The following is a 22,769-nucleotide window of genomic DNA, read 5'->3' as shown; positions in this document are numbered from 1 at the left end:
GAACAATCCGGTCAATACCATGAAGCCGCGCGCGCATGGTCACAGGCAAATCGGCTGGCGCGCAATCGCAATAATCGTATCTGGAGTGAGAACCGCGTCGATTTTTGCCTGATGCAAATTAAACGGGAAAACATAAAAAGGATGTATCCATGCGGTTAATTAGGGAAGACAGCATTGAAAAACACCTGGTGCGTGAAGTGCAAAAAATCGGCGGTATTGCCTATAAATTCGTTTCACCCGGACGACGAGGCGTGCCTGACCGATTAGTTGCCCTGCCCAATGGCAAGATTATTTTTGTGGAGTGTAAAGCACCGGGCGAAAAACCTACCCCTTACCAATTACGCGAACACGCACGGCTTTTTGCCCTGGGCCATCAGGTTATCGTACTGGACAGTCAGGATCTAAGCAGTATCTTACCACCTTATGAGTTGTAGGGTGCCTTTTAACCCGTTTTATAATTAAAGTTACGATCGTTGCCGCTGCACCAACGATAGCTAACATGACACCGCTTAGTTTTATTAAAAGACTATTAGTTAACGCTTCAACATCTTTGCGAACTAGTGTTATTTCAGAAGATAAGTCTTTACGTACATCTTCTAAATCTCTTTTGGTTGCTACGTCAGCAACCTCATGTGACTTACGTACAGCAATAGAAATTGCTTTTGCCTGCTCTTTTGGCAAGCCTGCATTCTCTAATGTTTCAACAAATTCTTGTGTATCAAATGCAACCTGACCCATACGAAAAATCCTCCCGTGTTTAGGTAAGTATAACGGGGTTTAGGGTTCCATCTGCAAAATCTTTCACATTAATACCTTGATTCGTTTAATTACGGAGAAATATTTTTATGTCTAAATTAGTCGTTATCGAAAATACCATTGTACGCCAAGACGCTTTCGGGCTTTATTGTCTGAATGATTTGCACCGGGCAGCAGTTGCTCAGGGTAAAGCAACAGAATCGCAACGGCCTTCTGTGTTTCTCAGAAGCGAGGGTATCAGCGCTTTTGTACAAAAAGTAAGCGAAGCATCGCAGAGTGCTTCGGTCAATATCATCAAAGGTGGCCTTGAATCTGGCAGCTGGGCAGTTGAAATTATCGCCATCCGCTATGCAGCATGGATAGACCCCTATTTTGAAGTTCAGGTCTACGAGCGGTTTAGGGATTCGGTAAAAAGCAATAACGGCGTACTTGTCGAAAAAGTACAAGCTGGCTTAGCAATGATCGCTTTTTACAAACAGGAACTACGAATAGCACCTTCTGCTATGTTGGGGGCTATGAAAAAACTGCAATCTTCCCTTGGGATACCGGATATACTACCTGATTACGCTGTTGATACACCAGAAGGGAGTTTAACAGGTTCAAGCGAAGTAACGCACTCTTTTACCGAACTTCTACAATTACATGGCAAACCTTACAGTCCACCATCTGGCTTTAAGCGTCTGCAATTATTAGGTATTGTTGAGCGTAAATCACGTCCAAGTAACAAACATCCTGACAAGGAAAAACTATTCTGGTCACTGACGGAAAAGGGATTACAGTTTGGTAAAAATCTTACTGACCCAAACCATCCCCGTCAAACGCAACCCCATTTCTATGATGGCCAATTTCCTAGGTTATTAGGTGTGATGATGAACGGGATTGCAGCGGCATAATAAAAACATTGACATTTTAAATACCCATTGACGAAAGAAAATCATGCGCTATAGTTTATTTGCATCTGCAAAATCAGATGTCGGGATTGACCTCCTGATGTAACTAACAAGGCGCACAGCACGCCGACAGCGTGTTTTTTTATGCGTCAGTCTGCCATATCAAGAATCAATGGTGGGCTGGATGGGGGAGCCGTAAGGCTCGCCGGGATCCTTGTTAGCCGGTAAGGTCAACCTCGTCCAGTTCACCACCCAAGATTGACCTCAAAGGTGGTGATTATCCTTAAATAACAAGGAAATCATTACTATGACTACTTTAATTTTCCGTAATACTGTTCTTGAAACTATTTTCCATAACAGAGAAATTTGGTTTACTTCTGCTGAACTTGCTAGAGCACTGGAATATACAGAAACGGATGCAGTAACAAAAATTTTCAATCGCAATAAAGATGAGTTTTCCGAATGTATGACAACGACGGTCAATTTGGGCGTCGTTAGAAAAACGGGAACGGTTAGAATGCCAGTTCGCATCTTTTCTCTAAGAGGTGCACACCTAATCGCTATGTTTGCCCGTACACATATAGCAAAAGAATTCAGAAAATGGGTGCTAGATATCCTCGATAAACAAGCCGTTAATCAAACCTCCAGCTTTACTCCCCAACCCCAATCGAAAGCCGTAGAGCGTTTTAGCCATTCAGACACACGTAATTTAACACATTTAGTTTGGTGTATGACAAACGGCTTTCGATTTGAGCGTTCATGGAGTAATGCGGTGTGGCTGGCGCTACGTGAAGTGACGGGCACACCCTCCCCTGAGCGTTTTCAGGTAGAGCATATACCGTTAATGACTGATGAGTGTAGACGCATTTACTATATCACTGAGACATTGCGCCAGATTATCAATGACGCAGAAAAGCAGGCGATTAAGCGAATTTTACGCAAGCGTGAGAATATCGATACCGTATTAGCGGAGATCAAACAGCTTTTTGATCATTTCCACCATCAACAAATCGGGATAATCACCGAGCACACCGATCACTGGTACGAAGGTGAATTGACCCACTTCCTAGAACGTCACTAATTAATTTTAACGCCCCTTTTTGCAGGGGCAATATTTTATCAATTTCATTATTGAGGAATTTTTACATGCAAAATTTAATAACTTTCCAAAGTTTAACTATGTCAAGTATAGAGATTGCGGAACTGGTCAACAAACGTCACGACAACGTAAAACGGACTATTGAAACATTGGCTAAGAGTGAGATTATTCAACTTCCTCAATCTGAGAAAGTTGAGAATAAACAATCAAATAGCCCAAATCGCTTTACTGAAGTTTTTATTTTTGAAGGTGAACAAGGTAAACGTGACAGCATTATTGTTGTTGCTCAACTTTGCCCTGAATTTACGGCTTGCCTGGTTGATCGTTGGAAAGAACTGGAACAGAAATTAAACACCCCTTCATTACCCACTAACTACATCGAAGCGCTTGAAGCCTTGGTTATCTCAGAAAAGGAAAAAGCTGTTATAACTGACCAGAGAAATGAAGCTATCCGTACCAAATCCCATATTAGTCGCAAAAGGGAAGCGACTGCACTTCAACGTAATTCAGCCTACCAGCGCATTGCTAATCGTGCGACACGAGAGCGTGAAAAAATGGCCGCTCGATTTGGCGCAAGTAAAGAATGGGCTTCTCAACAGGCAGTGTGGAGAGCGACGGGAAAAATGTTTGGCTGGAAAGTGTTAAATGCCTGGCTCAACAAACACGATATTTATGACCCACTCACCTCGGGATACCCAACCTGTTTCAATCCTGACCAAAACCGCCGTGAAGTGATTTATCCGAGGGAGGCGTGGCTTGAAATACACGGTATCGATATCGCTGAATTATTTTAAAACAGCTAAAAGGCAATTTATGAAAACCTTCACCCCTCGACCTTACCAAAATCTCATTATCAATCACCTACTCGATATCAAACGCTCAAATGTCTGGGCGGGAATGGGGATGGGCAAAACAGCAGCAACCCTGACGGCATTAGAAAATCTCTATTTATCAGGCAGTGAAACCAAACCGACATTAGTGTTAGCCCCGTTACGGGTAGCGCAATCCACCTGGCCAGATGAAGCGCTTAAATGGAGCCACCTGCGTAATATTGAAGTACAACCCATCATTGGAAACTCTAAAGCACGGATAGCGGCACTCAAAAATACCCATGCCAGCGTATTTACGGTCAATTATGACAATCTCGTCTGGCTGGTTGACATACTTGGTGACACTTGGCCTTTTGGCACAATTATTGCCGATGAGAGCACTCGGTTGAAATCATTCCGGTTACGCAAAGGCGGTAAACGCACCGCAGCAATTGCCAAAATAGCGCATAAATCTGTTCATCGCTGGGTAAATCTGACCGGTACGCCTTCACCTAATGGCCTGATGGACTTATGGGGGCAAGCGTGGTTTGTTGACCAGGGCGAGCGCTTAGGCAGAACCCATAATGCGTTTACGTCTCGCTGGTTTAACCGTATTCAGTTGCCCGGGCAACAATGGAGTCGGTTTGAGCCTTTAGGATTTGCGCATCTACAAATTCCGTTAGCGCTTAGCGATGTCACCTTATCCCTTAATGCGGCCGACTGGTTTGATATCGAAGAACCGATACACAACGTTATCAACGTTACGCTACCTGCAAAAGCGCGAGCGCACTATCAGGCGATGGAAAAAGAACTGTTTCTTGAATTGGGCGATAGCGCTATTGAAGCGTTAAATGCCGCGGCCAAAACAATAAAAACCTTACAAATTGCAGCAGGCGCTATTTATAGCGATGACAATCACAACTGGACAGCGATACACGATGCCAAAATTCAGGCGCTAGAGAGTATTGTTAATGAATCAGGAGGGACGCCAGTACTGGTCGCTTACCACTGGAAACATGACCTGGAGCGTTTATTAAAAGCCTTTCCAAAAGGAAAAATGTTAGATGCTAACCCCCAAACCCTCACAAACTGGAATAGTGGCAAAATCCCCTTGCTCTTTGCTCACCCCGCAAGCTGTGGACACGGCTTAAATTTACAGGACGGCGGTAATATTCTGGTCTTTTTCTCCCACTGGTGGGACTTAGAGCAGTACCAGCAAATTATCGAACGTATCGGCCCGACTCGTCAGGCACAAGCCGGACATAACCGCCCTGTCTTTATTCACCATATCGTTGCTAAAGATACCCTCGATGAAGTGGTCATGGAACGACGCAATTCAAAACGGGCAATACAGGATTTATTACTGGAAGCGATGAAAAGGAAATAAAAAAATACCAGCATAAAGCTGCCCAGCACCGGGGAAAAATATTGCTGTTAACTAACACACAACGGCAACAATATTACCACAAAAAACCATACAGCAAATAATCTCTAGTACTCTCTTTTCCACTAAATCCTATCCCTGGGACGAATTAACCATTCGTGCTTAGGCCATCTGTTTTTGGGGCAATCAAGCACCTGAGAAGGGTGTCAGTTTTTGAATGAGGAATGTAATGAACAAAGCGACTTTAACGCGGCAAGAGGCAGCGAAAATAATAGGAATAAGTGAAGACACTCTGACTAATTGGTGCAAGCTGGGGATCATTAGTTATCAACGCAAAAATCCGTACAAAAAGAAATCACCTTATTTATTTACAAAAGAAGCTTGTATTGAAGCCGTTAAAAATTCGATCAATACTCTCTCTGAGAGCGAGATTGATGTCAGCAGGAGTAACAAATGTCAATCTTCAAACGTGGTAAAATTTGGTACGGCAGTTACACAACACCGTGCGGAAAAAGAATTAAGGAATCACTTGGCACAGAGGACAAAAAACAAGCTCAGGAGTTACACGACAAACGAAAAGCTGAATTATGGAGAATAGCAAAGTTAGATGATTTTCCTAATGTCACATTTGACGAAGCCTGCTTGAGATGGATTGAAGAGAAGGCTAACAAGAAATCTTTAGACGATGACAAGGGTAGACTTGGTTTTTGGCTACTGTATTTCAGCGGTACCCGATTAAAAGATATGACAGAAGCAAAAATATATAGTGCTATTAGCAAAATGAAAAATAGGCAGCAACAATTAAGATGGAAAAGTAGAGTTAATTCAGCAAAAAGAAAAGGAATAGAAATACCCGCTTATCAAGCGAAAGAAGTTTCTATAGCAACAAAAGCTAAGCATTTGGCACTACTTAAATCAATGATGAGATCTGCTGAAAGAGATTGGAAATGGATAGAAAAATCACCGGTTATTAAGGTTCCATCGGCTAGAGAAAAACGTATTAGATGGTTAGAACCGGATGAAGCAGAAAGATTAATCAATGAATGTCCTGAACCCCTTAGATCGACGGTTGAATTTGCGCTGGCAACCGGGTTACGTCGTTCAAATATCATTAATTTAGCGTGGTCACAAATTGATATGCAAAGAAAAGTTGCCTGGATAGAGCCAGAAAACAGCAAATCGGGAAAAGCTATAGGTGTAGCTCTAAACGATACGGCTTGCTGTATTCTGACGCGACAATTGGGTAATCATCAAAAATGGGTATTCGTACATACAATGTCAGCAAAGCGATCTGATGGTTCACAAACAAATTCGATTAGAAAAATGCGGGTCGATTCTAATACGGCATGGAGGGCGGCATTAAAACGAGCCGGAATAGAAAATTTTCGTTTTCATGATCTTAGACATACTTGGGCAAGTTGGCTGATACAATCAGGTGTTCCACTCTCTGTTTTGCAGGAAATGGGCGGCTGGGAATCTATCGAAATGGTACGTCGTTACGCACACCTTTCGCCCAGCCACCTGACTGAGCATGCCAAGAAAATTGACGAGGCGTTGGCAAACGATGTCACTAATCTGGCACTTTTAAATAATTCCTAGGAGACAAAACTACGTAACCCCTTGATTTTATTGGTACGCCCTACTGGATTCGAACCAGTGACCTACGGCTTAGAAGGCCGTTGCTCTATCCAGCTGAGCTAAGGGCGCAGTGAAAATTTCTATTATTTTTCATGGTTCCGATTATACGGATCCCTATTTTTGCGTCAACACCTCTCTAGTAAGCAGCCAAGGCGAATCTTATTCAAATTCTTGTATCAAGATATCGAATTGAGAGTAGTTTATCCAAAGGTAAGTTAATTTTTTATAAATTAGAGTTTTTTGAGTCCATCATTGATGGTAACAATAGAAATCACATGTCGATTTTGTGATAAACCGGATGAGGTTATAACACTGTTAACAAAACCCATTAAAGACTTTAAGACAAGTGATAGCGAACAAAGAAAAGAAGGTGACATTGAGCTTATCGAAGAGTAAAGCCAGCCCTGGAAAAACCCATTGTCACTCCATCGTTTAAAGCGCCCATAAACCTATAAGATAGTATGCCAATAACCATAAAAAAGGGCACATCACGCCAAGGGACGCCGTTTCTCAATACGTACAAAACAGCTGAGAAAAATACTGATGCCCGCAGGTTAGGTTCGATTATTTTTATAAAATTCCCCTCCTTTGATGGGATAGTGCCTGATTTTCATCTTTTATCACCCTCAAAAAAAACAGAAATTATTTTAACATTGACTTTCTTAACAGTGCCATATTAAAAAATTAAGACAAAAGATATTAAAATGATGAACGCCCCTCTACGTTTTTGAAAAAGGTCTATTGATACACTCAAACGTTTTCTCAATCATTTGGCTTTTAAGGCATATCGTTTTTTGATAAAAAAATGCTAATCTTGTCAAATCATTAGATTTTTCAAAAACGTATGTTTTACAGTACAAAAAATATATATAAATAATATAGGTATTATTATGTCGAACGCTTTAGTCCTGGTTCTCAATTGTGGTAGTTCATCTTTAAAATTTGCGATTATTAACCCTGATACAGGTGAAACACATCTGTCTGGTTTAGCGGAATGCTTTGATTTACCAGAAGCACGCATAAAATGGGAGACGGGCGACAAAAAACAAAAAGCGCAACTGAGCAACAAGGCGGCACATACACAGGCCTTGGATTTTATTGTAAACACTATTTTGTCAAAAGAAATCGAGCTGGCTTCACAATTAAGCGCTATTGGTCATCGGATTGTACATGGCGGAGAACATTTTACGGAATCTGTGATTATCACTGACGAGGTCATTGAAGGTATTGAAAAAGCGATTCCATTTGCGCCCTTACATAATCCTGCACATTTGATTGGCATTGCTGAAGCTCGAAAATTTTTACCTAAACTTTCTAACAAAAATGTCGCGGTGTTTGATACGGCTTTTCATCAAACTATGCCAGAATGCGCTTATCTTTATGCTTTACCCTATGAATTGTATCAAAATCATCGTATTCGTCGCTATGGTGCACATGGCACCAGCCATTTTTATGTCAGCCAACAAGCGGCCAAATTTTTAAATAAACCTTTGGAAGAACTCAATGCCATCAGCTGCCATCTGGGTAATGGCGGCTCTGTGACAGCGATACGCAATGGGCAATCTGTAGACACTTCTATGGGGTTGACCCCATTGGAAGGCTTAGTCATGGGCACCCGCAGTGGGGATTTAGATCCCGCGATTATTTTTTATTTACATCATGTCCTATCAATGAATATCGATGAAATCGATCAAATGTTGAGTAAAAAATCCGGCCTGTTAGGGCTCACTGAAGTGACCAGTGATTGTCGTTATGTTGAAGATCATTATGATAATTTTAAAAAACCAGAAGCTCGGCGAGCAGTGGATGTATTTTGTCACAGATTAGCCAAATATATTGGGGCTTATACCTCTTTAATGGAAGGGCGTTTAGATCTCGTTATTTTTACAGGGGGGATTGGTGAAAATTCGTCTTTGATACGTGAACTCACACTCAATAAACTCAGTTTATTAGGTTTTGAAGTGGATCCCTCACGCAATTTATTGGCGCGTTTTGGACAATCAGGCGCTATTACAACAGACCATAGCCGTTTAGCAATGGTGATCCCCACTAATGAAGAGAAAGTCATCGCTCAAGACACCGCTCAGCTGACGCGGGCTTTGCAGAATGTGTAAAACCGCTGAATAAAATATGAATCAGTAGGTTATGACAAACAAAAAGAGGTGCATAGTGTTGCCATCAATTATGTTAATTCCAATCGGTACTGGTATTGGTTTAAGTAGTGTAAGTCTAGGTGTGATCCGATCGATGGAACAAAAAGGGATACGATTAACTTTATTTAAACCTATTTCTCAATCAAGCTCTAATAAACCAGATAAAACGACTGCGATTATTCGGGCGCATTCTAATCTCAATGTGGGAAAATCGCTTAATCTTGATTATGTTGAAAGCCTACTCAGAACCAGCCAACAAAATGTTTTGATGGAAGAAATTCTTGCGCATTATCACGAAAGTACCTTGGATAACGAGGTGGTATTGATAGAAGGATTGGTTTCTATACGCCAGCATCAGTTCGTTAATATGTTAAATGAACAAATTGCAAGAACGTTGAATGCCAAAATAATTTTTGTGATGGCGATGGGGAATGATTCACCCGTTCAACTGAGAGAGCGTATTGAATTGGCTCGTTCGAATTTTGGTGGCAGTAAAAACAAAAATATTGTAGGTGTCATCATCAATAAATTAAATGCCCCAATGGATGAACAGGGTCGTACTCGCCCTGATCTATCAGACATTTGTGATGGTTCAAGAAAAACAAATTTGAAAAATATTGATATTGAACATCTTCAAAACCATCTCCCTCTCCCTTTACTGGCTTGTATTCCATGGCATGCTGATCTGATAGCGATTCGCGCTACCGATATCGCAAAACATCTTGGTGCCCAAGTGATCAATGAAGGTGATATTCAGACCAGAAGAATCAGGTCTTTTAACTTTTGTGCTCGCAGTCTCCCTAATATGTTGCAATATTTTCGAGCCGGCGCTTTATTAGTGACCTCTGCAGATCGCTCGGATGTTTTAGTGGCTGCTTGCCTGGCAGCGATGAATGGGGTTGAAATTGGGGCAATTCTTCTCACAGGGGGTTACATTATAGACCCCAGTGTGAATCAGCTATGCCAGCAGGCCTTTCAAACTGGCTTACCCGTTTTTAAGGTGGAGACAAATACTTGGCAAACTTCTTTGAATCTACAAAGTTTTAGTTTAGAAATTCCGGTTGACGATCATGAACGTATTGAAAAAGTGCAAAATTATGTCGCTGACCATATTAGCAATCAATGGATTTGTTCTTTAACTGCTTTTTCAGAGCGAACACACCGTTTATCTCCCCCTGCGTTCCGTTATGAGTTAACGGAGCGTGCACGTAAAGCCAATAAACGGATCGTATTACCCGAAGGGGATGAGCCTCGTACGATCAAGGCCGCGGCTTTTTGTGCCGAACGAGGGATTGCACGTTGCGTATTATTGGGCAATCCAGAGGAAATTCACCGAATTGCAGCGGCACAAGGTGTGGAATTAGGCCAAGAGATTGAGATCATAGATCCTGTGACGACCCGTGAAAATTATGTTGCACGCCTTGTTGAGCTGAGAAAGAATAAAGGCATGACGGAAGTGGTCGCTCGTGAGCAATTACAAGATAACGTTGTTTTGGGCACCTTGATGCTTGAACGAGATGAAGTGGACGGTTTAGTTTCAGGAGCAGTACATACTACAGCCCATACTATTCGCCCCGCATTACAACTCATCAAAACAGCCCCAGGGAATTCACTGGTTTCTTCTGTGTTTTTCATGTTGTTGCCGGATCAGGTGCTGGTGTATGGTGATTGTGCGATTAATCCCGATCCCACGGCGGAGCAACTTGCTGAAATTGCGATTCAATCCGCGGATTCAGCGGCTGCTTTTGGCATTGAGCCTCGTGTCGCAATGATCTCTTATTCTACAGGAAATTCAGGCACCGGCAGTGACGTAGAAAAAGTCAGAGAAGCCACTATGATGGCACAAAAAAAGCGCCCTGATCTGATGATTGATGGGCCATTACAATACGACGCCGCTATTATGGCAGATGTGGCTCAGTCTAAAGCACCTCATTCTCCTGTTGCAGGTCAAGCTACCGTTTTTATCTTCCCTGATCTGAATACGGGCAATACGACCTACAAAGCGGTTCAACGCTCTGCTGATTTAGTCTCGATTGGCCCTATGCTGCAGGGCATGCGTAAACCGCTGAACGATCTTTCACGTGGTGCACTAGTGGAGGACATTATTTACACCATCGCATTAACGGCCATTCAAGCCGTATCGATTAAAAATGGAACTTAATGGAATGATGAGCAATAGTATTCAACAAAATACAGACTCCAGAATAATAGACTGATAAACTTCAGTCTTAATCATCGGAAATAGGCTGATTAAAGGTATAAAGACCCCATGAAAGCACCAAAACGACTCCAGACTTTGATTGATGATGGTCTGGTTGATGAAGTGATCAGACAATTAAAAAGCGGAAAAGAAGCCGATGTTTATGTTGTTCGCTGCGGCTCTGATATCCGTTGTGCAAAAGTATATAAAAAAACAGAAAATCGCAGCTTTAGACAAGCAGTGGCATATCAAGAAGGCCGAAAGGTACGTAGCAGCAGACATGCTCGAGCTATGACAAAAGGATCTAAATTTGGCCGAAAACAGCAGGAAGAAATCTGGCAGAATGCTGAAATTGAGGCTCTTTATCTATTAGCTCATGCCGGCGTTCATGTTCCTCAACCTTATGCTCACCTTGATGGTGTCTTATTGATGGATCTGATTACGGATGAAGATCACTTGCCGGCACCTCGTATCAGTGATGTTTTTTTTACTGAACAGCAGGCACTGTCAGATCATGAGATGATCATTCAATCTGTGGTTCGAATGCTTTGTATCGGTTTGGTACATGGAGATCTTTCTGAATTTAACGTTCTCAGAGGATCTGCAGGTCCTGTGATTATTGACTTGCCTCAAGTCGTTAATGCTTCAGCAAATCATCACGCAAAATCCATTTTAGAAAGAGATGTAGGTAACATCACCCGTTTTTATGGGCAGTTTGCACCCACATTACTGAATCGAAAATACGCTCAGGAAATGTGGGCGTTATATTCGGAAGGGCAGTTAACACCTGAAACTCAATTAACGGGTTATTTTAAGGATGATACTAAAACAGCAGATGTCAAAACCGTCATAGAAGAAATTCATGCTGTGATTAGTGAAAAGAAGGAAGAAGGACGTTATTAGGTTACACGAAAAAAATTTGCTTTAATGAGTCACCATGGCATTTATGCATATCATGAAAAAATCTGTTTTTCACAAACCAATTACCTCGACAATACCGAAAATATGATAGAGAAACGAAATATTTTTCTGGTCGGGCCTATGGGTGCCGGCAAAAGTACTATTGGCCGACAACTAGCCCAACAGCTCAGTATGGAGTTTTTTGACTCTGATAAAGAAATTGAGCGATGTACAGGCGCTGATATCAGCTGGATATTCGATCTCGAAGGGGAACAAGGCTTTCGGTATCGTGAAGAAATATTAATTAATCAACTCACTGAAAAAAAAGGCATTGTGTTGGCGACAGGGGGAGGTTCAATTAAATCTAAAGAAACCCGAAACGTTTTATCAGCCCGTGGGGTGGTCATTTATTTAGAAACCAGCATTGAAAAGCAATTGATCCGGACTCAGCGTGATAAAAAGCGCCCTCTATTACAATCAGTAGGTCAGTGTCCTCAGTTTTTTCAAACACTGGCAAAAGAACGAAATCCTCTTTATGAAGAAATCGCGGACATCATTATCCCAACAGAAGATCACAGCTTCAAAATCGTTGCAAAAAAAATTATTCACCTATTAGAAAAACCCTAATTTTTTGTATTTCAAAAGGTCATTAACGTCACTATGAAGAAAATGACGATTACTTTAGGTCCGCGCAATTATCCTATTACCATTTCTTCAGGATTATTGAATCATTTTGATTCTTTTGAGCCGCTCAAAAAAGGGGACCAAGGCATGTTGGTGACGAATCAAACCTTAGCGCCTCTTTATCTTTCTTCAATTCGAACGGTTTTAGAGCAAGGCGGCGTCAGGCTCGATCATATCATTTTACCCGATGGTGAAAAATATAAGTCATTGGCGTCTATTGAACTGATATTTACTGAACTTTTAAAAAAATGGCATGGGCGTCACACCACTTTGATTGCCTTCGGAGGGGGCGTCATAGGAGATTTAACAGGTTTTGCGGCAGCCTGTTATCAAAGAGGCATCCGATATATTCAAATCCCCACTACTTTGTTGGCGCAAGTAGATGCTTCGATAGGCGGAAAAACGGCCGTTAACCATCAACTTGGAAAAAACATGATTGGCGCTTTTTATCAACCTGCTTCTGTCATTATTGATATTGACTGTTTATCTCATTTGCCTCTGCGTCACTTTAGTTCAGGGTTAGCTGAAGCCATCAAATATGGTATTGCTTTTGATTTTGATTTTTTTTGTTGGTTAGAAGCCAATATGGATTCTTTATTAAGAAGAGATGTTGATGCTTTAAGTCATTGTATTAGTCGTTGTTGTCAAATAAAGTCCAAAATAGTGATGGAGGATGAACGTGATGAAAATGGCTTAAGAGCCTTACTTAATTTAGGTCATACCTATGCTCATGCCATTGAAACAGAAACGAATTATATTTTTTATCTACATGGTGAAGCGGTTTCTATCGGTATGTTGATGGCCGCTCAAACCGCTCAAAAATTAGGGCTATTTTCCAAGACCGATATCATACGAATAAAAAAATTATTATTACGGGCAAAGCTGCCCATTCAAGGATTTCATCAGATTGATCCAAAATCCTGTTTATTGCATATGATGCATGATAAAAAAGTCATGAATGACAAATTACGATTAATTATCCCAACCGCTATAGGTCAGTCAGAAATATATGAGGGAATCGACAATGATATTGTTCTCGCTTCTATTAAAGAGACGTTAATGTGATCAATGAGTTAATAAAAAACAGGTTGCCAATCCTGTAAAAAAACAAATCGACTCGGTTTTATTCTATGACTGCTGGCTTGGAGAAATGAAATGGAGGTGAAATTTTCAGCCCTTTTACAAAAAGGGTCAGCATTTTGAAGAAAAAACGGGCTTTTTTGAAATGGGCGGGCGGAAAATACCATCTCATTGAAGAGATACGCCGCCATCTTCCCTCAGCAGATTGCTTGATTGAACCTTTTGTTGGGGCCGGTTCAGTTTTTTTAAACACGCACTATCGTTATTACATTCTGGCCGATATTAATCGTGATTTAAGCAGCCTCTACAATATCGTGAAATCACGTGTTGATGATTTTGTGCGTGATTCACGTTTGCTTTTTCATCATCAATGTAATAATGCAAAACAATTTTATGGGCTCCGGAAGGAGTTTAATACCTGTAAGGATGAATATAGGCGAGCCCTGTTATTTTTATATTTGAATCGCCATGGTTACAACGGCTTGTGTCGTTATAATTTAAAAGGAGAATTCAACGTCCCTTTTGGATCTTACAAAAAACCTTATTTTCCAGAGGAAGAATTGTATTTTTTCTCTGAAAAAGCACAAAACGCCATTTTTATCTGCGAGAATTATCAACAAACTTTAATGCAAGCCTCAGGGAGGGCAGTGGTATATTGCGATCCACCTTATGTTCCTTTATCTATGACCGCTAATTTTACTTCTTATTTTCATAACGGCTTTAATGCTTTAGATCAACAAAATTTAGCTCAGATGGCTCATCAGCTCCGTCGTGACAATCAAGTTTCAGTTTTGATTTCCAATCATGATACGGCTCTGACACGGCAGTGGTATCATCAAGCTTCACTCCATGTAGTGAAAGCCAGGCGTACCATCAGTTGTAATGGTTTTGGCCGTCGTAAGGTGGATGAACTTTTGGCTTTATACCGTTAACTAAAAAAAATTCATGAAAAAATATTTAATTGCGCCTTCTATTTTATCTGCAAATTTTGCCCGCTTAGGCGAAGATACTGCCAACGTCCTCAGAGCAGGTGCCGATTTTATCCATTTTGATGTGATGGATAACCACTATGTGCCTAATCTGACGATGGGCCCGATGGTGTGTCAAGCCTTGCGGGATCATGGAATTGAAGCGCCCATCGATGTGCATCTCATGGTAAAACCCGTGGACGCCCTGGTTAGCCGTTTCGCTCAAGCTGGGGCGAGCTATATTTCGTTTCATCCTGAAGCTTCAGAACATATTGATCGAACTTTACAGCTGATTAAACAACAGGGATGCCAGGCTGGTTTAGCGTTTAATCCTGCCACTTCTCTCCATTATCTCGATTATGTTCTGGATAAGTTAGATCTGATTTTATTGATGTCTGTCAATCCTGGTTTCGGAGGGCAAGCCTTTATTCCCAGCACGTTTAAAAAATTAAGCCAAGTCCGAAAAATCATTGACGACAGTGGCTATGACATTCGTTTAGAGGTTGATGGTGGTATTAAGGTTGATAATATTGCTGAAGTAGCACATTGCGGAGCGGATATATTTGTAGCCGGTTCTGCTATTTTCAGCCAACCTGATTACCATGTGGTCATTCATGCCATGCGAAATGAATTACTTAAAGTTAAAATTAATTAGATATATGATCTATACCTATTTAAAAAAATAGTCTCATTCAAAAAATTTTGATGTATTCGTTGATTTGTTTTTATGTTTAAATTTATTATTTTTAATTTTTATAAAATAAGTAAAAAATATATTGAATATTATTTTTGAATTTAAAAAGCATATGAAATTTGTTTTAATAATTTGAGTTCATAAGCTAATTTTATAGCATGCCTTGAATTAATCGCGCCTAATTTATTAGTTATATTTTTCATATGAAATTTAATACTACATTCTTTAATACCTATTATTTTTGAAATTTCTTGATAAGTTTTACCGATACTTGCCCAATGTAAAATTTCATTTTCTCTTTTTGACAAGCCAATATTTTTTTTGGTAGGTATTTCAAATTTTTCATAAAGAGACAGTAACTTTTGATGCGTTTTAACTAATAATAAATACATTTTTTCTCTGTCTATAAAAAAATCATTTGTTTTTAAAGGTCTGTCATCAAAAATGGATAAAATCGCCAGATTTTGCTTATAATCATGTAGAACAAAAGTATGACCTCTACTGATATCGTATGTCTTGGCTTGATCCAGTACCTTTGGTAAGGCCAATTTCGATGAAATTAAAATATTTTCATCCCATTCAAAATCCTCAACCCTGGACAAAGCCTTAATAACAACAGGATCAATTAACTGGTGATTAAATTCCAGGTATATATCAAACCATTCGGGACAGTTACTTATAATGCATATATGATGAAAATCTTTTTTATGTATGACTAAATAACCAAATTTATTTTTATGGTTTTTCAGCATATTCTCTTCTAAATATTCTTTAACTTTTTTGTTGATTAGCTCGTTTTTAAAAAACATTTTGGACATTTTTATTCATTCCATGAAACACATTAAATTTAATTATAAAATTTTAAAATCAATGATATTTGAAAAATATTTTTAGTATTATGTAAAAAATATTTTATTTTTGGAATTATAATCAGAAAACGAGTAAATATAAATAATTTTATACCATTTAAAATTTCAAAAAGGCATCAAATGAATCAATCAAATGTCATCAAATCCGTCGTATTTAGTGGGGCTCAACCCTCTGGCTCTTTAACTATTGGAAATTATATGGGTGCCTTACGTCAGTGGGTAAACCTACAAGAAGATTATGACTGTATTTTTTGTATTGTTGATTTACATGCCATCACCACACGCCAAAACCCAGAGTCTCTGAGAAAAAGCACTTTAGACACATTAGCGTTATATTTTGCATGTGGAATCGATGCAAAAAAAAGCACTATTTTCGTTCAATCTCATGTCCCTGAACATACGCAATTAAGCTGGATTCTTAATTGTTTCACTTATTTTGGTGAACTCAATCGAATGACACAATTTAAAGATAAATCTTCACGCCATTCAGAAAATATGAATGCGGGCCTATTGAATTATCCGGTTTTAATGGCAGCTGATATTTTGCTATACCAAACCCATCAGGTACCGGTCGGAGAAGATCAAAAACAACACCTGGAATTGGCTCGAGATATAGCAAAACGTTTTAACGGTATTTATGGCGATATTTTTGTGATTCCTGAGCCTTTTATTGCTCAAAGTGGAGCACGGATCATGTCATTACAAGAGCCAAACAAAAAGATGTCCAAATCAGATGAGAATCGAAATAATGTAATCGAATTATTAGAAGATCCTGAAAATATTATCAAAAAAATAAAAAAAGCGATGACCGATTCTGATGAGCCCGCTCAAATTTATTACGACATAAAAAACAAACCAGGGGTGTCGAATTTGCTGGATATATTATCTGGAGTGGTCAATAAAAATATGTCTGAGTTGGAAAAAAATTTTTCGGGTAAAATGTACGGTCATTTAAAAACAGAGTTAGCGGAAGCTCTTACTCATATGCTCAATGATATACAGAAACGTTATCAACATTATCGTTCAGATGAACCCTATTTACAGCAAGTGATGAAGCAAGGGGCTGATCAGGCCAGGGCGCGAGGACAGCTTACAATAAAGAAAGTGTATGACGCCTTGGGTTTTGTGCCTGCTCCTTTCTAAATACATAATAATTAATAATAAGGATAATAAATGAATATTTTACGTTTTTCTTTCATGTTAGTTACCCTCACATTCACCTCTTTTCCTGTTTTTTCAGCGCCGTTAAAAAATTATTTATATACTTCTTCGGGTAATTTAGAAAAAATCAAACCTCTGTTAATACGCCCAGACATTGATGGCGTACAAATAGTTTATAATTGGAACATCTTGGAAAAACAAAAAAATCAATATGATTTTTCTGAAATTGAAAAAGATTTAGAGTATGTCAATAAATTACATAAAAATTTATTTATTCAACTTCAAGATCGTTTTTTTTCACCTGATGCTAAAAACGTACCCTATTATTTATTGAATGAGCCTGTCTACAAGAAAGGCCTTGTTCATCAGTATGATAATCCGGGAGAAAATAAACCGATTGCTTCAGGTTGGGTGGCGCAAAAATGGAATCCTGAGGTACAAAAAAGATATCAAAAGTTAATAAGCGAATTAGCCAAGAAGTTTGATGGCCGTATTTTTGGTATTAATTTACCTGAAACATCGATTGATATTGATATCAAAAAAGACACAACAGGGTTTACTTGTGAAAAATATTTCAATGCTGAAATAGAAAATGCGCTTTTCACCAGAAAAGCTTTTAAGAAATCTCATGTGGTGCAATATATTAATTTTTGGCCTTGCGAATGGAATAATGACCATCAATATATGTCAAAATTTTTTGCATTAGCAGAAAAAAATAATATCGGATTAGGTGGGCCCGATATTATACCGAATAAAAAAGGCCACATGAAAAATGCCTATCCTTTTTTTCATCAGTATAAAGGAAAACTCGGTTTGGTCGCCATGGCAGTACAAGAGCCTACTTTGACTTATACAAATCCCCAGACTCGTCGACCTTTTACAAAAGCTGAATTCACAGATTATGCAGAAAATTATCTGGGATCCGATATTATCTTTTGGAGTCTTTCTTCTCCTTGGCTCGATCGTCAATAAAAATAATGTGATTGAGATAAAATAATCATCAGAAAAAGTGATAATAAAAAACCACTTTATTTCTGTCAGAGAAGTGACTTATGTCCACGAAAAAAAAATCCATTATCAAATGTATTGATTGGCGCTCTATTGAAGAGCCTGATTTGCCATTGGAAGTGGCGGGATGGCTGATGGAAGCAGGCTCTATGACTGAGCGCTTTGAGCGACATTGTCACAAGATAATCATCGATCTCAAACACGAAGGCTTTATTGAACATCAGGCTTTATCTGATGAAAAAGAGCTGCTCCCTGAGAGCCCACGTTATTGGATACGAGAGGTCGTGATGTGTGCTGATGATGAACCCTGGCTACTTGGCCGTACCGTTATCCCACAGGATACCCTGTCAGGGCCTGAACATGCGCTGTTGAATCTCGGCAAAACACCTCTTGGGCGCTATTTGTTTAGTAGTAAGGATCTGAAACGAGATTACATTCAAACGGGACGTCAAGGTGATCTCTGGGCAAGGCGATCCTTATTACAGTTATCCAATAAACCGCTATTATTAACAGAAGTTTTTTTGCCTGCTTCCCCTCTGTATTGCCATTCCAGGAACACCAAGCTTGCATAAAAAAACATGGAAAGCCTATTGCCGGCTCATGCGTATCGATAAACCCATAGGCATATTCCTGCTTTTGTGGCCGACCTTATGGGCACTCTGGATAGCCAGTAAAGGGATCCCTGATATCAAAATATTGGCCATCTTTATATTAGGGGTTTTTTTCATGAGAGCGGCGGGATGTGTGATCAATGATTATGCTGATAGAAAGATTGACGGTCACGTGAAACGTACTGCAAGTCGACCCATACCCAGTGGCGAAGTTGATCTCAGATTTTGCAAAATTCTGTTTTTTGTCCTGATTTTTCTTTCTTTTTGTCTGGTGTTGATGCTCAATCATATGACGATTGCGATTTCTCTGGTTGCGGCTCTACTCGCTTGGGTCTATCCCTTTATGAAACGGGTCACACATTTACCTCAGCTTATATTGGGATTGGCTTTTGGATGGTCAATTCCCATGGCTTTTTCTGCTGTGACTCAAACCTTACCTATAGTTTGCTGGCTGTTACTATTTTTAAATCTTTGCTGGACGCTCATCTATGACACCCAATATGCGATGGTAGATCGTAATGACGATTTGCGAATTGGTGTTAAATCTACTGCAATTTTGTTCGGCCAGCATGATAGATTGATCATAGGTTTATTACAATTTATCACAGTTTTTTTAATGATATTAGTGGGATATTTGATGCAGTTTGGAGTCTTGTTTTATATTTCTGTTGGATTAGTCGGCATGTTATTTATATATCAACAAAAATTGATGATAAGTGCAGATGGATATTTTCAAGCTTTTATGAACAATCATTATGTCGGGTTCATTTTATTTTTAGGCATTTTTTCACATTATTACTAAAAAATGGGGTCAGTATTCCCAAGTATCAGGATTGATCCCCAGATCACGCATTAATATCCTGGCTGCTTGAGGAATTTCGTCATTCCGTTCTTTTCTCAGATCATCGTCATTCGGCAAAGGTTGGCCTGTGAAAGCATGCAAAAAAGCTTCGCATAATAATTCACTGTTAGTAGCATGGCGTAAATTATTAATTTGTCGACGAGTTCTTTCGTCTGTCAGTATTTTGAGTACCTTCGTTGGAATGCAAACGGTAATTTTTTTAACCTGCTCACTTTTTTTGCCCTGTTCAGCATAAGGGCTGATATATTGGCCATTCCACTTCGCCATAAAACCTCTTATTTTTAAATAACATAATTCTAATGATTATCCTTCTTTCCTTCAAGGTTAGGACTTATTTTATGGTAAATCTTAACTCAAAAATTGAGACAAATGCGCTTCGGCGGCAATAGTTACGTTTTCTATCTCATCTAATAATTCAAACCACTCCGCCTGTAAATCTTTAACAAGGGTTTTTTTATGTAATTCCTTTTCAAGGACACCACAAATTTTTTGCAGCTGAGGCAACCCGCTATAAGCCGCGCTGCCATGAAGCTGGTGGATAACAGATAATATATTCGCTTCTTCCTCAGCGTTTATTGTCTTATCCCCCAGAGCCAAAATTTCCTGAACTCGTTTTTTAACATCAGGAAGCAGTTCTAAAAGCATTTTCAAGAGATCACAGGCCAAATCTTTTTTATAAGCGGCTTGTTTCAATGCCAGATCCCAGTCTAGTGAAACAGGTGGTATTTTTCCGCCCACAAAAATGGCAGGGCTGTGAGATACCATTTTTTTGCTATAGCGTGAAATTGCTTGAATCAGACAGTTTTCATTAATAGGTTTTGTTAAATAATCTGTTATCCCCGAGGCTAATAACAGCTCGTTCTGCCCCTGTGTGGTATAGGCTGTCACGGCAATGATGGGAGTATTTCGATGTAAAGGCAATTGATGTATCAGCTCACTGGTTCGGATCCCATCCATTTTTGACATCTGAATATCTATCAGAATCACATCAAGCTGAGTTTGAGTCGCTATAGACAATGCTTCTTCTCCGTTGCTGCACAAAATGATTTTATCTACTAATGGTTCAAGTAAAGTGCCGATTAATTTTAAATTTGCGGGATTATCGTCCACCGCCATCACTCGAAAAGCTAAGCGGTTAGATAAATATGTTGAAGCTGTTGGCAAAAACTCAGAGGGCGCATTTTTTTTAAACGTTTTTTTTTCGAGCAACAAAGGAAACAATCGACGAGCCGAAATGGGTTTGATAAGGCATCCTTTGGCACCGAGCTGTTTCAATTGTTCTGAATCTACATGCGATTGACTGGGCAATGCCAAAATAATTTCGTCCGCCAGTGCCATGGCGGTCATTAATTGATCGTTGTGCTCCGCCATATTATCGCGAACAGGAATGGGAACACCGAGCAGCCCAAAATCGTAATTTTGCTTTGGCAACCCCATAAAAGAAGCGGCATAAGTCACTTTTAATGGGGTCATATTCAAAATATCAAGCGAAGCTTTGGCAACAACAGAATTGGATTCAATATAAGCCAGTTGTTTTCCAGCTAAAATATCCATAGGGAGAGGAAGATCTGTGATCTGTTGATTCAAATCGAGCTTAATATTAAATCTAAACGTAGACCCCTGATTGACTTGACTGTCAAAATTGATCTCCCCCTGCATTGCCTGGACAAGTTTTCTTGTGATAGCAAGACCTAAACCTGTTCCACCGTGGCAACGAGAAATACTCGCATCCGTTTGTATAAAAGCCTGAAATAATTCTGCCTGCTGTTCAGGGGCGATCCCCTTTCCAGTATCCTGGATTTCCACCAGCAAGTGGATGCTCGCCTCTTTTTTTGCAATTAAAGCGACCTGAACAATAATATGGCCCTTTTCTGTAAATTTAATCGCATTACCTAATAAATTGGTGATGATTTGCTGAAATCTCATTGGATCTCCCATCACCCAATCGGGTACATCATGATGTATTTTTAGAATTAATTCCAAGCCTTTTTCATGGGCACTGTGAGCCAGCAAAATCATCACTTCATCTACATTTTTCCTCAATTGAAAAGGAATATGATCTAAAATGAGTTTTTTTGCGTTCAATTTCGAAAAATCTAATACATCGTTGATAATAGACAATAAATTATGAGCAGATTGTTTCATCGTTTTAATATAATCGGTCTGAGTGGGCGTCAAAGAAGTTTTGAGTGTTTGTCGGGCGAAACCTATGACACTATTGAGAGGCGTCCTCAATTCATGCGATATATTGGCCAAAAACTCTGATTTCATGTGAGAGTCTTCCTGCACTTTTTTCTTGGTCATTTCCAACTCTATATGTTGAATTTCCATTTTTGCCAGGGTTTTGCGTAAATCTGAAGTGGCTTGACCGATGATTTTCAAACGATAAATAAATAATGTGGCCATACAGAAAGCAAAACTCAAGAACACCCCCAAAATCAGACATTCCTTCCGTTGTTGTAAGCGTGTGGCCTGTAAATCGAGATCGATGGCGATATACCCCAAAACGGGTTCCTGTCTATTATTTACAGGCAAATGATATCCTAACAAGCGGACCAAATGATGCTCAGAAGTAATGGGCATTCGTAAAATTAAGGAATTTTTCAAATGAGTGCGCATCAGCTTTGTTGGAATAGGGGTATTTTTAGGAAGCCTTAAGGAATAATAATCAGAATTTGAAGTCACAAAAAGCGTGTTGTCTGTATTAAAAATGGCGATAGATTTGACGATACTTGAATGTTGACGATGTTGCCTATAAATCAGCCGCCGGGCAAACTCCTTGTTTTGATATGTCATGGCGTATTCGCTGACAACAGCTAAGGATTGAATAATATAAGTGCCTGCATGAATCACCTGTTTTTCTAATTCATGATAGCGATGCATCATAAAAAAGGCGCTGAGCAGCAGCCCAAGCAAAACCGTAGGAGAGAGCATTAAGATCATCATTCGGGCACGAAAACTGTATTGAGTCATATCAGTTCCAATAAAAATTCTGTACCCCAA

At 39.6% G+C, this 22,769-nt stretch carries 21 protein-coding genes, 1 tRNA gene and 1 pseudogene; 18 read left to right on the top strand and 5 right to left on the bottom strand.

Annotation, left to right across the window (positions count from 1 at the left end; all coding sequences use genetic code 11):
• Positions 1-54 precede the first annotated feature (54 nt).
• Together HDEF_RS13645 and HDEF_RS11680 are read left to right on the top strand one after the other, a co-directional pair.
• Positions 55-159 (top strand): hypothetical protein, encoded by a 105-nt coding sequence (locus tag HDEF_RS13645; RefSeq protein WP_320408681.1) that lies wholly within the window; start codon positions 55-57, stop codon positions 157-159.
• Positions 150-434, top strand: a complete 285-nt coding sequence (locus HDEF_RS11680; RefSeq protein ID WP_015874031.1) for a PDDEXK family nuclease — start codon at positions 150-152, stop codon at positions 432-434. Before HDEF_RS13645 ends, HDEF_RS11680 begins: the two co-directional genes overlap by 10 nt.
• A gap of 16 nt (positions 435-450) precedes the next feature.
• On the opposite strand, the pseudogene HDEF_RS07360 reads toward HDEF_RS11680, so the two are convergent.
• Positions 451-738 (bottom strand): annotated as a pseudogene (locus tag HDEF_RS07360) (CCDC90 family protein); the annotation flags it as partial.
• Positions 739-845: 107 nt separating this feature from the next.
• Between HDEF_RS07360 and HDEF_RS07355 the strand changes: the two are divergent.
• From HDEF_RS07355 to HDEF_RS07335, 5 genes are all read left to right on the top strand, one after another.
• A complete protein-coding gene (locus HDEF_RS07355; RefSeq protein WP_015874030.1) occupies positions 846-1,649 on the top strand; it encodes a KilA-N domain-containing protein in 804 nt (267 codons plus the stop codon).
• 304 nt (positions 1,650-1,953) lie between these two features.
• Positions 1,954-2,727 (top strand): BRO-N domain-containing protein, encoded by a 774-nt coding sequence (locus HDEF_RS07350; RefSeq protein ID WP_015874029.1) that lies wholly within the window; start codon positions 1,954-1,956, stop codon positions 2,725-2,727.
• Positions 2,728-2,792: 65 nt separating this feature from the next.
• Entirely contained in the window at positions 2,793-3,539 is a 747-nt protein-coding gene (locus HDEF_RS07345) for a Rha family transcriptional regulator (RefSeq protein WP_015874028.1), read from the top strand.
• Between the two features lie 19 nt (positions 3,540-3,558).
• On the top strand, positions 3,559-4,941 hold the full coding sequence (locus tag HDEF_RS07340) for a DEAD/DEAH box helicase (RefSeq protein WP_015874027.1): 1,383 nt from the start codon (positions 3,559-3,561) through the stop codon (positions 4,939-4,941).
• 450 nt (positions 4,942-5,391) lie between these two features.
• Complete coding sequence (locus tag HDEF_RS07335) at positions 5,392-6,537, top strand: integrase (RefSeq protein WP_015874025.1); 1,146 nt, start codon at positions 5,392-5,394, stop codon at positions 6,535-6,537.
• Positions 6,538-6,568: 31 nt separating this feature from the next.
• On the opposite strand, the gene HDEF_RS07330 is transcribed toward HDEF_RS07335, so the two are convergent.
• Positions 6,569-6,645 (bottom strand) — tRNA-Arg (locus HDEF_RS07330).
• Positions 6,646-7,466: 821 nt separating this feature from the next.
• Here HDEF_RS07330 and HDEF_RS07320 point away from each other — a divergent pair.
• The 7 genes from HDEF_RS07320 (at position 7,467) to rpe (ending at position 15,216) form a co-directional block, all read left to right on the top strand.
• Entirely contained in the window at positions 7,467-8,690 is a 1,224-nt protein-coding gene (locus HDEF_RS07320) for an acetate kinase (RefSeq protein ID WP_015874023.1), read from the top strand.
• A 70-nt stretch (positions 8,691-8,760) separates the two neighbouring features.
• Positions 8,761-10,890, top strand: coding sequence for a phosphate acetyltransferase (gene pta, locus HDEF_RS07315; RefSeq protein WP_015874022.1), 2,130 nt, complete (start codon positions 8,761-8,763; stop codon positions 10,888-10,890).
• Positions 10,891-10,998: 108 nt separating this feature from the next.
• A complete protein-coding gene (locus tag HDEF_RS07310; RefSeq protein WP_015874021.1) occupies positions 10,999-11,832 on the top strand; it encodes a PA4780 family RIO1-like protein kinase in 834 nt (277 codons plus the stop codon).
• A 102-nt stretch (positions 11,833-11,934) separates the two neighbouring features.
• Positions 11,935-12,456 carry a shikimate kinase AroK gene (gene aroK, locus HDEF_RS07305; protein WP_015874020.1) on the top strand — a complete coding sequence of 174 codons (522 nt, stop codon included), beginning with the start codon at positions 11,935-11,937 and terminating at the stop codon, positions 12,454-12,456.
• Positions 12,457-12,489: 33 nt separating this feature from the next.
• The gene (gene aroB / locus HDEF_RS07300) at positions 12,490-13,578 is read left to right on the top strand and encodes a 3-dehydroquinate synthase (protein ID WP_015874019.1); all 1,089 of its coding nucleotides are present in this window, start codon (positions 12,490-12,492) and stop codon (positions 13,576-13,578) included.
• Between the two features lie 134 nt (positions 13,579-13,712).
• A complete protein-coding gene (gene dam / locus HDEF_RS07295) occupies positions 13,713-14,525 on the top strand; it encodes an adenine-specific DNA-methyltransferase (RefSeq protein WP_015874018.1) in 813 nt (270 codons plus the stop codon).
• A gap of 13 nt (positions 14,526-14,538) precedes the next feature.
• The gene (rpe, locus tag HDEF_RS07290) at positions 14,539-15,216 is read left to right on the top strand and encodes a ribulose-phosphate 3-epimerase (RefSeq protein ID WP_015874016.1); all 678 of its coding nucleotides are present in this window, start codon (positions 14,539-14,541) and stop codon (positions 15,214-15,216) included.
• Between the two features lie 140 nt (positions 15,217-15,356).
• On the opposite strand, the gene HDEF_RS07285 is transcribed toward rpe, so the two are convergent.
• Positions 15,357-16,073: a helix-turn-helix transcriptional regulator gene (locus HDEF_RS07285; protein ID WP_044612361.1), complete on the bottom strand. Its 717-nt coding sequence runs from the start codon at positions 16,071-16,073 to the stop codon at positions 15,357-15,359.
• 171 nt (positions 16,074-16,244) lie between these two features.
• On the opposite strand from HDEF_RS07285, the gene trpS reads away from it, so the two are divergent.
• From trpS to ubiA, 4 genes are all read left to right on the top strand, one after another.
• Positions 16,245-17,267, top strand: a complete 1,023-nt coding sequence (gene trpS / locus HDEF_RS07280; RefSeq protein WP_015874013.1) for a tryptophan--tRNA ligase — start codon at positions 16,245-16,247, stop codon at positions 17,265-17,267.
• Positions 17,268-17,297: 30 nt separating this feature from the next.
• Positions 17,298-18,257, top strand: coding sequence for a hypothetical protein (locus HDEF_RS07275; protein ID WP_015874012.1), 960 nt, complete (start codon positions 17,298-17,300; stop codon positions 18,255-18,257).
• 80 nt (positions 18,258-18,337) lie between these two features.
• Entirely contained in the window at positions 18,338-18,865 is a 528-nt protein-coding gene (gene ubiC / locus HDEF_RS07270; protein WP_015874011.1) for a chorismate lyase, read from the top strand.
• Positions 18,858-19,706: a 4-hydroxybenzoate octaprenyltransferase gene (ubiA, locus tag HDEF_RS07265; protein WP_015874010.1), complete on the top strand. Its 849-nt coding sequence runs from the start codon at positions 18,858-18,860 to the stop codon at positions 19,704-19,706. The genes ubiC and ubiA overlap by 8 nt, the downstream gene beginning before the upstream one ends.
• A gap of 9 nt (positions 19,707-19,715) precedes the next feature.
• On the opposite strand, the gene metJ is transcribed toward ubiA, so the two are convergent.
• A complete protein-coding gene (gene metJ / locus HDEF_RS07260) occupies positions 19,716-20,033 on the bottom strand; it encodes a met regulon transcriptional regulator MetJ (RefSeq protein WP_015874009.1) in 318 nt (105 codons plus the stop codon).
• Positions 20,034-20,114: 81 nt separating this feature from the next.
• Positions 20,115-22,739, bottom strand: a complete 2,625-nt coding sequence (locus HDEF_RS07255; protein WP_015874008.1) for an ATP-binding protein — start codon at positions 22,737-22,739, stop codon at positions 20,115-20,117.
• Positions 22,740-22,769: the final 30 nt, after the last annotated feature.

Origin of the sequence: Candidatus Hamiltonella defensa 5AT (Acyrthosiphon pisum) (assembly GCF_000021705.1) — a bacterium.
Taxonomy (GTDB): domain Bacteria; phylum Pseudomonadota; class Gammaproteobacteria; order Enterobacterales; family Enterobacteriaceae; genus Hamiltonella; species Hamiltonella defendens.
This window is presented reverse-complemented; position numbering and strand designations above follow the sequence as displayed.